The 14,761-nt window shown below is 74.9% G+C and carries 6 protein-coding genes; all 6 read left to right on the top strand.

The window, feature by feature from the left end; genetic code table 11:
* Position 1 precedes the first annotated feature (1 nt).
* The 6 genes from ACIPPS_RS21565 to ACIPPS_RS21590 are packed head-to-tail and all read left to right on the top strand — an operon-like array spanning position 2 to position 14,761.
* The gene (locus ACIPPS_RS21565) at positions 2-1,408 is read left to right on the top strand and encodes a MupA/Atu3671 family FMN-dependent luciferase-like monooxygenase (RefSeq protein WP_401434355.1); all 1,407 of its coding nucleotides are present in this window, start codon (positions 2-4) and stop codon (positions 1,406-1,408) included.
* Entirely contained in the window at positions 1,405-5,667 is a 4,263-nt protein-coding gene (locus ACIPPS_RS21570) for an amino acid adenylation domain-containing protein (protein WP_401434358.1), read from the top strand. The genes ACIPPS_RS21565 and ACIPPS_RS21570 overlap by 4 nt, the downstream gene beginning before the upstream one ends.
* Positions 5,660-6,943, top strand: coding sequence for an MFS transporter (locus tag ACIPPS_RS21575; RefSeq protein ID WP_401434361.1), 1,284 nt, complete (start codon positions 5,660-5,662; stop codon positions 6,941-6,943). The genes ACIPPS_RS21570 and ACIPPS_RS21575 overlap by 8 nt, the downstream gene beginning before the upstream one ends.
* Positions 6,940-10,149 carry a condensation domain-containing protein gene (locus ACIPPS_RS21580; protein WP_401434364.1) on the top strand — a complete coding sequence of 1,070 codons (3,210 nt, stop codon included), beginning with the start codon at positions 6,940-6,942 and terminating at the stop codon, positions 10,147-10,149. The genes ACIPPS_RS21575 and ACIPPS_RS21580 overlap by 4 nt, the downstream gene beginning before the upstream one ends.
* A complete protein-coding gene (locus ACIPPS_RS21585; RefSeq protein WP_401434367.1) occupies positions 10,146-11,735 on the top strand; it encodes an amino acid adenylation domain-containing protein in 1,590 nt (529 codons plus the stop codon). Before ACIPPS_RS21580 ends, ACIPPS_RS21585 begins: the two co-directional genes overlap by 4 nt.
* Positions 11,732-14,761 carry an amino acid adenylation domain-containing protein gene (locus tag ACIPPS_RS21590; protein WP_401434369.1) on the top strand — a complete coding sequence of 1,010 codons (3,030 nt, stop codon included), beginning with the start codon at positions 11,732-11,734 and terminating at the stop codon, positions 14,759-14,761. Before ACIPPS_RS21585 ends, ACIPPS_RS21590 begins: the two co-directional genes overlap by 4 nt.

Here is a 14,761-nt window from a genome sequence, read left to right on the forward strand (position 1 = left end):
CATGGCTGACGACGACACGACCACCGAGTCCCAGGCCGCACAGGGCGCTCAGGTGGCTCAGGGCACCCAGGCCGTTCAGGGCGCTCAGGCGACTCAGGCCGCTCAGGCCGCTCAGGCCGTTCAGGGCGCTCAGGAGGCTCAGGGCACCCAGGCCGCTCAGGCTGCTCAGGCGCGGGCGCTTCAGGAGCGGCTCGCCTCGCTCTCCCCCGAGCAGCGCGCGGTCCTGGAGCGCTCGATGCGCGAGCGGGGCGTGAAGGGTCCCGCCGGGGTGGAGACGGGGGAGCGGGCGGCCGCCGGCCGGCAGCCCGCCGCCCCGCGCCGGACCCGCCGCGACGGCAGCGTGATGGAGTTCAGCCTGTTCTTCTTCTCCGGCGACGGCAGCGCCGCGGGCCCGGGGAAGTACGACCTGCTGATGGAGAGCGCCCGGTACGGCGACGCCAACGGCTTCGCCGGGATCTGGGTGCCCGAGCGGCACTTCGTGGACTTCGGCGGGCTGTACCCCAACCCCTCCGTGCTGGCCGCCGCCATCGCCGTACAGACCGAGCGGATCCAGATCCGCGCGGGCAGCTGCGTGCTGCCGCTGCACCACCCCGTCCGCGTCGCCGAGGAGTGGGCGGTCGTCGACAACCTGTCCGGCGGGCGGGCCGCGCTCTCCGCCGCCTCCGGCTGGCACCCCGACGACTTCCTCCTCGCCCCCGGCGACGGGCAGGCGCGCTACCCGCGCCGCAAGGAGGAGATGTTCGAGGCGCTCGGCACCATCCAGCGGCTGTGGGCCGGGGAGAGCGTCGAACTGCCGCGCGCCGACGGCTCCTTGCAGTCGGTACGGACCCTGCCGCGCCCGCTCCAGGCCGAACTGCCCGTCTGGGTGTCGGCGCAGGGCAGCCCCGAGACCTTCGTCAAGGCCGGTGAGGCCGGTGCGTACCTGCTGACCGGGCTCGTCGCCCAGCGGCCCGCCGACCTGAAGGACAAGATCGCGGCCTACCGCGAGGCGCTCGTCGGCGCCGGTCACGACCCGGCGCGCGCCAAGGTCACCGCGATGGTGCACACCTTCCTGGACGCCGACGTGGACACCGCCCGGGAGATCGTGCGGAAGCCGCTCACCGCGTACCTGAAGACCTTCCTGGCCCAGCAGGACAGCTTCGGCAGCGAGTACTCCCGGCTCTCCGAGGCCGAGCGGGACGTGATGCTGAACGCCACCTTCGAGCGCTACTTCGACTCCCTCGCGCTGCTCGGCACCCCCGACACCTGCGAGTCCCTCATCGAGGACCTGGTCGACATCGGCGTCGACGAGGTGGCCTGCCTGGTCGACTTCGGCCTCGGCAACGACCAGGTCGTCAAGGGCCTGGAACACCTCACCGAACTCAAGAACCGGTACCGGGCCACGCCCGAAGGAGAGCAGCAGTCGTGACCGAACTCGCCGACCGGCTGGCCGGCCTCACCCCCGCCCAGCGGGCCCTGCTCGACAAGAAGATGCGCGAGCGCGCCCAGGCCCCCGCGACGAACGCCCCGATCCCCCGGCGCGCCGGCGGCGACCGCGTCCCTCTCACCGTCGACCAGGAACGCATCTGGCTCATCCACCAGTTCGACACCGAGGACCCGCTCTACAACGTCTACTTCACCTCCAAGCTCCACGGCGAGCTGGACCGGGACGCGCTGCAGCGCGCCACGGACGCCTTCGTCAAGCGCCACGAGGCGATGCGGACCACCTTCGAGCAGGACGGCCACGCGCCCGTCCAGGTCGTGCACGACTCCATGACGGTCCCCGTCCGCCACGTCGACCTGCGCTCCGTCCCCGACGCCGAGCGCGACGCCGAACTCGCCCGGCTCGCCAGCGAGGAGATGCGCGCCCCCTTCGACCTGGTGAAGGGCCCGCTGTTGCGCATCGCGATGCTGCGGACCGCCGACGAGGAGCACGTGCTCCTCGGCACCGTCGACCACCTGGTCTGGGACCGCGGCTCGATGGGCCTCTTCAACGCCGAGTTCGCCGAGTTCTACACGGCGTTCGCCACCGGTCGCGAGCCGCGGCTGCCGGAGATCGCGCTGCACTACGCGGACTACTCCGAGTGGCAGCCGCAGTGGCTGCGCGAGGAGGTCGCCCACAAGCACCTGCCGTACTGGAAGAAGCAGCTCGCCGGCTCCGACCTGGTCCTGGAACTCCCCACCGACCGGCCCCGGCCGCCGCTGATGACCTCCAACGGCGCCCGCTACCAGTTCCCGCTCACCCCGGAGCTGACGCAGGCCGTCCGGGGCCTCGCCAAGCGCGAGGACGTCACCGTCAACATCGTCCTGCTCGCGGCCTGGCAGACGCTGCTCGCCCGGCTCAGCGGCCAGCAGGACGTCGTCGTCGGCACCACCTCCTCCACCCGGAGCAGGCCCGAGACCGAGCCGATGGTCGGCTACTTCCTCACCATGCTGCCGCTGCGGACCACGGTCGCGCCCTCGATGACCGTGCGCGAACTGCTCCAGGCGACCCGCTCGACGATGCTGGGCGCCTTCGACCACCACGACATCCCGTTCGGCACCCTCCTGGACGAGCTCGACCTCGTCCGGGACCCCAGCCGTACCCCGATCTACCAGGCGTCCTTCATCCTCGTGGACTTCCTCCACGAGGAGCCGCCGCCGATGGCGGGGCTGCGCGTCGAGGAGCTGATGCTCGACAACGCCACCGCCAAGGACGACGTGATGCTCGGGTTCCTCGACGACCCGGCGCTCGCCGCCGACCACCTGCACGGCCTCTTCGAGTACAACACCGACCTGTTCGACGAGTCCACGATGGCCCGGATGGCGCGGCAGGTCGTCCGCGTCCTGGAGCAGATGACCGAGGACGCCGGCCGTGCCGTCGGCGATCTGTCCCTGGTCGACGCCGCCGAGGCGCACACCCTGCTCGTCGAGTGGAACGACACCGCGGCGGCGCGCGAGCCCGGCCTCTGCCTGGAGGAGCTGGTACGCCGCCAGGCCGCCGCCACCCCGGACGCGGTCGCCGTCTCGTGCGGGGCGGAGCAGCTCACGTACGCCGAACTCCTCGACCGCGCCGGCCGGTTGGCCTCCCACCTCCAGGCCAGGGGCGTGGCCGCGGAGACCGTCGTCGGCGTCTGCCTGGAGCGCTCGGTGGACCTCGTGGTCGCCCTGCTCGGCGTGCTGATGTCGGGCGGCGCCTACCTGCCGCTGGACGCGGGCTATCCGGCCCAGCGGCTCGCGGACATGACCGGGGACGCGGGCGCCGCGTTCCTGCTGACCCGCTCGGGACTGCTCGACGCGCTCGCGGAGTGCCCCGGCGAGCGGATCCTGCTGGACGGCGACGCCGAGGCCATCGCCGCCGCGCCCGCCACCCCGGCCGCGCCCGCCGCTGCCTCCGCCTCCGCGCCCGCCACCCCGCCCGCCCCCGCCGCGGCCTCCGCGTCCGGTTCCGGCTCCGCGTCCGGCTCCGGTTCCGCGTCCGCCGCGTCCGGCTCCGCGTCCGGTTCCGGCGAGGACCGGCTCGCGTACGTCATCTACACCTCGGGTTCCACCGGCCGCCCCAAGGGCGTCGAGGTCACCCACCGCAACCTGGTCAACTTGCTGCTCGCGATGGCCCGGGAGACCGGGCTCGCCCCCGGCGACACCCTGGCCGCCGTCACCCCGGTGACCTTCGACATCGCGGGCCTGGAGCTGTACGCGCCGCTGATCAGCGGCGCGCGGGTGCACGTCGTCACCAAGGAGCAGGCCGTCGACGGCCGGCGCCTCGCCGAGCTGCTCGGCGAGATCGGCGCCACGGTCATGCAGGCCACGCCCGCCACCTGGCACCTCCTCGTCGAGGCCGGCTGGCGCAACGACGGCTCGCTGCGCGTCCTCGTCGGCGGCGAGGCCCTGCCCCCGGCGCTCGCCGAGCAGCTGGTGGTGGAGCCCGGCCTCACCTGGAACGTCTACGGACCGACCGAGACCACCATCTGGTCCACCGTCCACCGCCTGGAGAGCGGCACCGAGCAGATCTCCATCGGCCGTCCGCTGGACAACACCCAGGTGTACGTCCTCGACGAGCGCCTCGAACCGGTGCCGGTCGGCATGCCCGGTGACCTCTACCTCGGCGGCGCCGGCGTGGCCCGCGGCTACCGAGGCCGCCCCGGTCTGACCGCCGAGCGGTTCGTGCCCGACCCGTACGGGACGACCCCGGGCGCCCGGCTGTACTTCACCGGCGACAAGGCGCGGCTGCGCGAGGACGGCACGCTCGTCTTCCTCGGCCGCGACGACGGCCAGATCAAGCTGCGCGGCTTCCGCATCGAACTGGGCGAGATCGAGGCCCGGTTGGCCGAGCACCCGGCGGTGCGCCGCGCGGTCGCCCTGGTCCGCGAGGACCGGCCCGGCGACAAGCGGCTGACCGGCTACGTCGAGAGCGCCGACGAGACACTCACCGCCGAGCGGCTGCGCGAGCACCTGCGCGGCACGCTCCCCGACTACATGGTCCCCGCCGCGGTCGTCCGCCTGGAGACCTTCCCGCTGAACACCAGCGGCAAGATCGACCGCAGGGCGCTGCCCGCCCCGGCCGTCGAGCGCGACGCGGCGAGCTACGTGGCGCCGCGCGACGCCGTCGAGCTCGAGGTCGCCCACATCTGGGAGGAGGTCCTCGGGGTCTCCCCGATCGGCCTGCACGACCGGTTCTTCGACCTGGGCGGCCACTCCTTGCTCGTGCTGCGCCTGATGGCGGAGATCGAGAAGCGGTTCGGGCAGCAGCTGCCCATGGCCGCGATCTTCCAGGGCGCCACCGTCGACCGGTTCGCGCGGATGCTGCGCGAGGGATACCGGGCCGAGACCGGCGTCCACCTGGTGGAGCTGGGCTCCGGTACGGGGACGGGCGCGCCGGTCTTCTTCGCGCACCCGGCCGGCAGCGAGGTCGTCTGCTACCTGCCGTTCGCCGAACTCGTCGAGCCCGCGGGCCGCCCGCTGTACGCGCTCGCCTGCCCGCCGCCGGTCGACGGGAAGCTGCCCTTCGACGGCTTCGGCGACCGCGCCGCCCAGTTCGCCGACCTGATCCGCGCGACCCAGCCCGAGGGCCCGTACACGCTCGCCGGCTGGTGCTACGGCGGCGCCAACGCCTTCGCCGTGGCGGGGGAGCTGGAGAAGGACGGTGCCGAGGTGTCCGTGGTCATGATGGACGCGCACGCGCCCGCCAAGGTCGAGGCAGGCTCCGAGCCCGACCCGGCCGAGATCGTGGAGGCCATCGCCGCCAACCTCCAGTGGGACTACGGCGACCGGCTCAAGCCGCTCGACGAACTCCGCGCGATGGACACCGAGGGGCACCTGGACTACCTGCTCGACATCGCCCGCGCCTCCGGCTACGTGCCGCCGGACGCCGGCCGCGAGCAGATCCGGGACATCCACGAACTGTGGGTCGCCAACCTGCGCCTGGTGTGGAACTTCCGCCCCGCCCCCGTCAAGGGCCGGGTCACGCTCATCCGCGCCGGCGAGGAGAGCTGGGACCTGGCCTCGTCCTGGCGGGAGCTGACCGGGCAGTCCTTCGACGTCCGCACGGTCGCGGGCAACCACTACACGATGATGCGCCACCCCCACATCGAGGGTGTCGCCGCCGTGCTCAACGACGTCCTCGACGACGTGACCGACGACGTGCTCGACGACGCGCACGACGACGTACCGAACGCCGGCACGCCCGGTGACGGAGGCGACCATGCTTGAACTCCTGAAGGACCGCACGTACATCCGCTACTGGCTGGCGGTGGTCGCCTCCTTCCTCGGTGACGCGATCACGAAGATCACCCTGATCTACGTCGTGGCCACCGAGACCGACGACCCGGTGCTGTACGTGTCGCTGGTCGTCATCGCCCAGCTCCTGCCGTTCGGGCTGCTCGGCGCCTTCGTCGGCCCGCTCGCCGACCGGCTGCCGGCCCGCTTCCTCATGGTCGGCTCCGACCTGGTCCGGATCGTCCTGGTCCTCGCGATGATCGTCGTACGGGACTCCCCGCTGGTCCTGCTCGTGCTGATCCTGCTCAGCGGCATCGCCAAGGCCTTCTTCGAGACGGCCCGCATCACGGCGATCCCGCTCATCGTGCGGGGGCACAGCATCCCGACCGCGGTCGCCCTCTTCCAGTCGACCAACCACACCCTGAACCTGATCGGCCCGGCGCTCGGCGGACTGCTCATCGCCTTCGGCAGCGTCACCTTCGTCTTCGTCCTCGACGCGGCGACGTTCGCCGTCTCCGCCGTGCTCCTCGCCAGCATGGCCGTCCTGCGGGAGGTGCCCGTGCGGGGCGCCGACAGCGGGCGGGAGGGGTACTGGCACTCCCTGCGCACCGGGATCTCCGGCGTGCTCGCCGTGCCGTCGCTGAAGTTCCTCGCCCTCGTGATGGTGCCGGTGATGCTGGTCCTCGGCCTGTTCACCACCAACCTCAACTCCCAGCTCCTGAACGTCTTCGAGCTGCCCGCCACCAGCTTCGGCCTCGCGCAGGCCGGGTTCGGCGCGGGCAGCGTCATCGGCGCGCTGACCGGTCCGGCGATGGTCCGGCGGTTCTCCGACCGCACGCTCCTCATCGGCTCGATCGTGCTCTTCGGCGCCTCGCTGCTCCTGCTCGCCCCCACCGGGGCCGTCTGGGACGCCACCGACCGGGGCACGCTCGGCGTGGTCACCGTCCTCGCGTGGTGCGTCGTCGCCGGGCTCGGCTCCGGGCTCTTCCAGGTCCCGGTCGCCAACACGCTGCTCAGCGACCTCCCCGAGGAGCTGCGCGGCCGCGGGGTCGGCCTGCTCAACGCCCTGATGGTCAACTTCACCGTCGTCGGTGTCGTGGTCGGCGGACTGCTCGCCGGTCTCGTGGGCATCGCCGGCTCCATCGTGTGGGCGGGTGCCGTCCTGGTCCTCGCCTCCCTCGTCCTGCTGGTCCCGTCGCTGCGCGGCGGCCCGGGCGCCGGCGCGGGCGGCGACACGGCGGGCGCGCCGGAACCGGAGGCGGTCAAGTGAGCCCGAGACAGCTTCCCCTCAGCCCCGCCCAGCGGCGGCTGTGGGCCCTCGGCCGGCTCCGTCCCGGTGACCCGTTCTTCAGCGTCCCCTTCGCCGTCACCGTCGAAGGCCCGCTGGATCTCGCGGCGCTGCGGCACGCCCTGGACGCCCTCGTCCTGCGCCACGACGCGCTGCGGGTACGGATCGTGCGCGGCGCCGACGGGGAGCCCGTCCAGGAGATCGGCGCACCGGCCCCGCTCGACCTGGACCCCGTCGAGGTGACGGGGGAGGAGGCGGCGGCCGGGCTCGCGGACGCCTTCGCCGCGACACCCTTCGTACTCGACGGCGGCCCGCTGCTGCGGGTGCGGCTGCTGCGCCTCGGCGCGGAGCGGCACCGGCTGCTCGTCGGCGTCCACCACATCGTCTTCGACGGGTCCTCGCTGGAGCTCTTCACCTCCGAACTCGCCGTGCTGTACGGCGCGTTCGCGCGGGGTGACGCGGCTTCCGGGGCCGACCCGCTGCCCCGGCCGGCCGTCGGGTACGCGGAGTTCCTCGCCCGGCGCACCGCCGAGGACGAGCAGGCGCGCGCCGAGCGCCTCGCCTACTGGACGAAGCGGCTCGCGGGCGCGCCCGACGTGCTCGAACTGCCCCTCGCCGGGCCGCGCGCCGCGCGCGCCGGCCACGAGGGCGGCCGGGTCACCGTGTCGCTGCCGGAGTCGGTGGTCGCGCCGTTGCGGCGGCTCGCCCGCTCCAGGCGCGCCAGCCTGTTCATGGTCCTGAAGGCCGCCGTCGACGTGGTGCTCAGCCAGTACGGCGGCACGGACGTGCTGACCGGCATGGCCCTCTCCGGCCGCGACACCACCGAGAGCGCAGGCGTCATCGGCTACCTCACCCGGCCCGTGGTGCTGCGCGGCGAGCTGTCCGGCGACCCGGAGTTCACCGACCTCGTCGGCCACGTCCGCGGCGACCTGCTCGACGCCCTGGACCACCCCGACCTGCTGGTCGACGAGGTCATGGACGAGCTCGGACTCCGCCGCGACCCGAGCTACCACCCGCTCTACCAGGTCATGTACACGCACTCGCCCGCCGCGCCCGTGCACGAGGCGGCCGGTGCCCGGATCGGCGCCGCCGAGCTGCGGCTGCCGACCATGAAGACCGACCTGGCGATCGACACGATCGAGACCGAGGACGGCCTGCTCGCCCTCACCGACTACCGCGTCGACCTCTTCGAGCCCGCCGCCGTCGAGCTGCTCCTGGCCCGGCTGCGGACCGTCCTGGAGCGGATCGGCGCCGACCCGGCCGCCCGCGTCTCCGCGCTGCTGCGTACCGAGGTCCCGGCGACCCCGGCCGCGTACGACGACGAGAGCTGCCTGCACGAGCTGGTGGCCGAGCAGATCGCCCGTACCCCCGACGCGGTCGCCGTGACCGCCGGGGCGCGCGGCTGGACGTACCGCGAACTCGACGCCGCCGCCGAGCGGGTGGCGAGCGCCCTGCGGGCGCGCGGGGCGGGTCCGGAGACCCCGGTCGGGGTCTGCGTGCCGCCGTCCTTCGCGCTGGCCGCCGCGCAGCTGGGCGTGGTGCGCGCGGGCGGCGTGTGCGTGCCGCTCGACCCGGCGCTGCCGGCCTTCCTGCTGCGGCTCGCCGTCGAGGACGCGGCTCTGACGACGGTCCTCGCGGACGCGTTCTCGGGCGCGCTCTTCGACCACACCAGGGTCGCCGTCCTGGACGCCGACGAGCCCGACGCGGTGGAGGCTGGCGGCACGGGCGGGGCGGCCGATACGGGCGATACGGCCGACGCGGCGCTTCCTCCCGTACGGGTGCGGGCCCGCAACGCCGCCTGGGTCCTGCGTACCTCGGGGGTCACCGGGGAGCCGCGCGCGGTCGTCGCCGAGCACCGAAACCTGGTCTCCCGGCTGCGCTGGGCCCACCGGGAACTGCCCCCGGCCGCGCTGGACGCGGTGGCCCTGCTGGCGCCGCCCGACTCCCCGGCCGCCTTCCTGGAGCTGTTCGCGCCCCTGACGCGCGGCGGCCGGGCCGTCGTCCCGACCGGCCGCGACGAGGCCACCGCCCTCGCGACCCCCGCCGAACTGGACGTGCTGCTCACGGCCGGCGCCACCACCGCCCTGGCCCACGGCGAGCCCCTGTTCCCGAGGACGCTCGACGCCGCACGGGCGGCCACGGGAGCGCGGGTCCACCAGCTGTACACCTGCGCCGAGACGGCGGGCCCGGTGCTCGCCGGACCGGCCGAGGCGTCCGGCCGCGCGGGCTTCGGCCCCGTGCCCCTCGGTCTCCCCGCCGGGGCCACGGTCCACGTCCTCGACCGGTTCGGCATGCCCGCCGTGCCCGGCGCCCTCGGCGAGCTGCACATCGGCGGCCCGGCCGTCACCCGGGGCTACCTGGACCGGGCAGGCCGCACCGCCGAGCGCTACCTGCCCGACCCGTTCGCCGCCGAGCCCGGCGCCCGCATGTACGCCACCGGCGACCTGGCGCGGCAGACCCCCGACGGGCGTTTCGTGTTCGCCGGGCGGGCCGCCGACCGCACCCGCTCGCGTGGCGTCCCGGTGGCCGCCGTCGACGTCGAGGCGGCGCTGCACGCCCACCCCGGCGTGGCCCGCGCCCAGGTCCTGGTGGACCGGGCCGACGGCTCCCTGGGCGCGGCCGTCGTGGTCCGCCCCGGCAGCGGCCTGACCGCCGACGCGCTCCGCACGCATCTGCGCGACCTGGCGCCCGGGTATCTGATGCCCGCCCGGCTGCACGTCGTCGACGCCCTGCCGCTGCTGCCCGGCGGGCGCCCCGACCGGGCGCGGACCGCCACGCTGCTCGCCGAGGCCGCCGAGCGGGCCCGGCGGGCCGCAGAGGAGGGCGAGGCTCGGCCGGTGGGCGACACCGAGCGGATCGTCGCCGCCGCCTGGGAGCACGTGCTCGGGCGGGCCGTCGGCCCGGCCGAGAACTTCTTCGACGTCGGCGGCAACTCCCTTCTCCTGATCCGGCTCCGCGACCGGCTCCACGCCGACCTGGGCCGTGACGTCGACGTGGTGGACCTGTTCCGGCACTCCACCGTCCGCGCCATGGCCGCCTTCCTCGGCGCCCGGATCCCGCAGCAGCCGTCCGCCTCCACCGTCTCCGCCGGGGAGCGCGTCCACGACAGGGCGCAGGCCCGCGCCGAGGCCCTGCGCGCCCGCGGCCGCACCCGCCCGACCAGCACACCGACAGCGAGGAACCGATGAACCAGCGGCAACCACGCACGCTCTACCAGCTGTTCGAGGAATCGGCGCTGCTCCACCCGGACCTGCCCGCGCTGGAGATCGGCGACGAGGTCCTCACCTACGGCGAACTGCGGGCCCTGGCCCTCACCTTCGCCGACCGCATCGCCCGCAAGCACGGCTCGACGCCCACCCGCGTGGCCCTGGCGGCCGGCCGCTCGGTCGCCGCGTACGCCGGCTATCTGGCCGTCCAGCGGCTCGGCGCGTGCGTCGTGCCGCTGAACCCCGACTACCCCGAGCAGCGCAACCTCGACATCGCCCAGCGGGCCGGCGTCGAGGTGGCCCTGGTCGCGGGCAGGACCACCGAGCTCTTCGCCCGGCTGCCCGAGCGGCACCGGCCGACCGTCCTCGAACTCGACGAGTCGGAGCGGGCCGAGGCCGGGTCGGCGGACGTGCCGGAGCGGTCGCTGCCGCCCGTGCCCACGGACGTCGACCGCGAGGCGTACCTGCTCTTCACCTCCGGCTCGACCGGTCAGCCCAAGGGGGTGCCGATCCGGCACCGGAACGCCTCGGCGTACCTCGCACACACCATCGCGCGGTACGAGGTCGCGCCGGGCGCCCGGCTCACCCAGACCTTCGGCCTGACCTTCGACGCCCACCTCTTCGACCTGTTCGGGACCTGGGGCGGCGGCGCGACGCTGGTCGTGCCGCTGGCCGCCGACCTGTTCCGGCCCGTGGACTTCATCGTGGAGCGCCGGCTCACGCACTGGTTCTCGGTGCCGTCGGTGGTCCGGGAGGCGCAGCGGCTGGGCAATCTGCCGCTGGGCCGGGCGGTCACCCTCCGGCACAGCATGTTCGGTGCCGAGCCGGTCACCGCGCGGCACGCGGAGCTGTGGCGCGAGGTCGCCCCGCACAGCCGCATCCACAACGTGTACGGGCCGACCGAGCTGACGGTGTGCTGCACCAACCACGGCCTGGAAGGCGACAGCGCGGACTGGCCCGCCTTCACCGGCGGCACCGTGCCGATCGGCGTCGCCTTCCCGGACATGGACCTCGTCCTGCTCGACGAGGCCGGCCTCCCCGCCGACGAGGGCGAGCTGTGCGTGCGCGGACCGCAGCGCTTCGACGGCTACCTCGACCCGCGCGAGAACGCCGGCCGGTTCCTCTCCTACGAGGAGGGCGCGGGCCCCGCCGTCGGCTACGACGGCTCCACGGAGCTGACCGACCGGCACTGGTACCGCACCGGCGACCGGGTCCGCCGCGAGGACGGCCTCCTCGTGCACTGCGGCCGGCTCGACCAGCAGGTCAAGGTGCGGGGCTTCCGCGTCGAGCTGGGCGAGGTCGAGGCGGCGATGCACCGGCACCCGTACGTCATCGACGCCGCCGTGCTCGCCCTGCCGGGCGCGGACGGCGAGACCGCGCTGCTCGCGGCCTACGCGGGCCGGGAGGTCGAGCCCGCCCGGTTCGACGCGTGGCTGCGCGAGGTGCTGCCGCTGCACATGGTCCCCGGCACGATCACGCACCTGGCGGGCGGGCTGCCGCTCAACGACAACGGCAAGACGGACCGCACGGCACTGGCGCGGATCCTCGGCACCACGGAGGGGTCATGACCGACGCGCTGGAGTACTGGCGTACCGAACTGGCGGGCCTGGAACCGCTGGAGCTGCCCACGGACCGGCCGCGGACCTCCGTACGGGCCGCGGACACGGCCCACGTCGACCGCCAGGTCCCGGACGCCACCGCCGGCGCCCTGCGCAAGGCCGCCGCCGGATACGGCACCGGCCTGCCGGCCGTCCTGCTGGCCGCGTACGCGGTACTGCTCGGGCAGTGGTCCCGGACGCGCGACGTGGCGGTGGGGGTCCCGGGCGACCCGGGCGCCACCGCTGGGGCCGGAGGGACGGCTGACGCGGGCGGCGCGGCCGACGGGACCGCCCCGGGCGGCGCGGAGGTTCCGGGTGGCGCGGCCGACGCGGCCATGACGGGCGTCACGGGCGTCGCAGCCGTCACCGGGGTCACCGGGGTCACCGGGGTCACCGGTGTCCCGGGCGTCGCAGCCGTCGCAGCCGACGCAGGCGTCACCGGCGTCACCGGCGTCTCGGGCGACCCGGCCACCGGCTTCGCCGTCGTACGGGTGGACCTGAGCGGCGACCCCGCCTTCGCCGCGCTCGCGGCGGACGCGGACGCGGCCCTCGCGCGCGGTCGGGCCGCGGCGCTGCCGCTCGCCCGGCTGGCCGAGGGCCTGGCCCCCGGGGCCGACACGAGCCGACACCCGCTGACGCAGGCGCTGTTCACGGCGTCCGGGCTGCCTGCGGGGCAGGACGCCGGGGCGGCCCACGGCTGCCCGCCGGATCTCGTGCTCGGGCACGAGGACGAGGACGAGGACGCGCGGCTCGTTCTCCGTCTCGGCTACGCCACCGATCTCTTCGACGCCGCGAGCGCCGCGCGGTTCGTCGAGAACTACCTCACGCTGCTCGCCACGATCGCCGAGACCCCGGACACCGCGCTCAGCGCCCTCGACCCGCTGACCCCCGCCGAGCGGGAGCTGCTGCTCGACGACTGGGGGGTCGGCCGGTCCGATCTCCCGCCGGGTCCCGGCGTGGCCGAGCTCGTCGCCGAGCAGGCGCGCCGGACACCCGGCGCGGTCGCGGTCGTCTTCGGCGCCGAGGAGGTCACGTACGCGGAGCTCGACGCCCGCGCCGACCGCCTCGCGCGCCACCTGCGCGGCCTCGGCGCCGGCCCCGACGTGCCCGTGGCCGTCTGCCTGGAGCGCGGGACCGAGCTCGTCGTGGCGCTGCTCGCGGTGCTCAGGTCGGGTTCCGCGTACGTGCCGCTCGACCCGCGACACCCCGTCGACCGGCTGGAGTTCGTACTCCGGGACACGGCCGCCCCGGTCGTCGTCACCCAGGAGTCGCTGCGGGCGCGGCTGTCCGGACCGCGCACCGTCGTCGCCGTCGACACCGACCGCGCCACGATCGCCGCCGCAGGGGCCGCCGCCGCGGGGGCGTCCGGCGCGGGGGCCGCCGACGCGGGGGCGTCCGAGGTGGGCACGTCCTCCGCGGGCACGTCCTCCGCGGGCACGTCCTCCGCGGGCACGTCCTCCGCGGGCGCGGCCCCGGCGGGCACGTCCCCCGCGGGCACGTCCTACGCGGGCACGGCCCCAGCGGGCACGTCCCCCGCGGGCACGGCCCCCGCGGACACGGCCTCCGCGGGCACGTCCCCCGCGGGCGCGGCGGCCCCGGCCACCGTCCACGCGCGGGCCGCCGACCCGGGCGCCGCCGCCCCGGGGCCCGAGCATCTCGCCTACGTCCTCTACACCTCCGGCTCCACCGGCACCCCCAAGGGCGTCGCCGTCACGCGCGGCGGGTTCCTCGCGCTGCTCGCCGGGATGCGGGAGACCTTCCCCGCGCCCGCCTGCGAGCGGGTGCTCTTCACCACCTCGGCGACGTTCGACATCGCCGGTGTCGAGGTCTTCCTGCCGCTGACCACCGGCGGCACGATCATCGGGGCGACCCAGGAGCAGATCCACACCCCGCACGCCCTGGTCGAGCTGATCGACCGGCACGACGTCACCCTCGTCCAGGCCACCCCGTCCGCCCTGCGGCCGCTGATGGACGCCCTCGGCGACCGGCCGCGCGGCCTGGACGTCTTCGCCGCGGGCGAGGCGCTGCCGGCCGAACTGGCCCGGCGGATGACGCGGGTCGCCACCCGCGTCCTCAACGGCTACGGCCCGACGGAGACCACCGTCTACGCCTCCGTCGCCGAGCTCTCGTACACGGACACCGTCATCCCCATCGGACGCCCGACCGCCGGGACGCGGCTCTACGTCGTCGACGACGCGGACCGCCCGGTCCCCGTCGGCGTACCGGGTGAACTCCTCGTCGGCGGCGCGGGCGTGGCCCGGGGCTACCTGGGGCGGGACGACCTGACCGCCGAACGGTTCGGCGCTAACCCCTTCGCCGAGGGCCGCGTGTACCGCACCGGCGACCTGGTGCGCTGGCTGCCCGGAGGCGAACTGGAGTTCCTCGGACGCCTCGACCACCAGGTCAAGGTGCGCGGCTTCCGTATCGAACTCGGCGAGGTCGAGGCCGCGTTGCTCGCCCACGCCGAGGTCGAGGCCTGTGTCGTCACCGTTCGCGAGGACGTGCCAGGCGCCGCGCAGGGCGAGAAGGCGCTGGTGGCGTACGTCGTCCCGGCGCCCGGCACGGCCCCCGGCATCGGGGCGCTGCGGGACTGGTGCGGGCGGACCCTGCCGGGCTACATGGTGCCCGGCGTGTACGTCTTCCTCGACCGGCTGCCGCTCACCACCAGCGGCAAGACCGACCGTACCGCGCTGCCCGCGCCCGACGGTGAACGCACCGGCCTGGAGGCCGCGTTCGTGGCGCCGCGCACCCCCGCCGAGCGGGCGGTGGCCCGGACGTTCGGGGAGGCGCTGTGGGCCGACGAGGTCGGGGCGCACGACGACTTCTTCGACCTGGGCGGCGACTCGCTGACCGCGACCCGGGTGGCGCTCGCCCTCCAGGTGGAGTTCGGTCTGGAGATCCCGGTGCGGGCCCTGTTCACCCATTCCACCGTCGAGTCGCTGGCGCGGGCGCTGACCGCAGCGCGGCGAGCCGGCGCCTTCCCGGCCGGAGGCTGA

The organism is Streptomyces sp. NPDC090127, from assembly GCF_044746945.1.
Taxonomy (GTDB): Bacteria; Actinomycetota; Actinomycetes; order Streptomycetales; family Streptomycetaceae; genus Streptomyces.

What these genes read in the sequence shown, in the direction of transcription:
- ACIPPS_RS21585 (WP_401434367.1), top strand. Translation starts at nt 10,146, where the DNA reads ATGAACCAGCGGCAACCACGCACGCTCTACCAGCTGTTCGAGGAATCG.
- ACIPPS_RS21565 (WP_401434355.1), top strand. Translation starts at nt 2, where the DNA reads ATGGCTGACGACGACACGACCACCGAGTCCCAGGCCGCACAGGGCGCT.
- ACIPPS_RS21575 (WP_401434361.1), top strand. Translation starts at nt 5,660, where the DNA reads ATGCTTGAACTCCTGAAGGACCGCACGTACATCCGCTACTGGCTGGCG.
- ACIPPS_RS21590 (WP_401434369.1), top strand. Translation starts at nt 11,732, where the DNA reads ATGACCGACGCGCTGGAGTACTGGCGTACCGAACTGGCGGGCCTGGAA.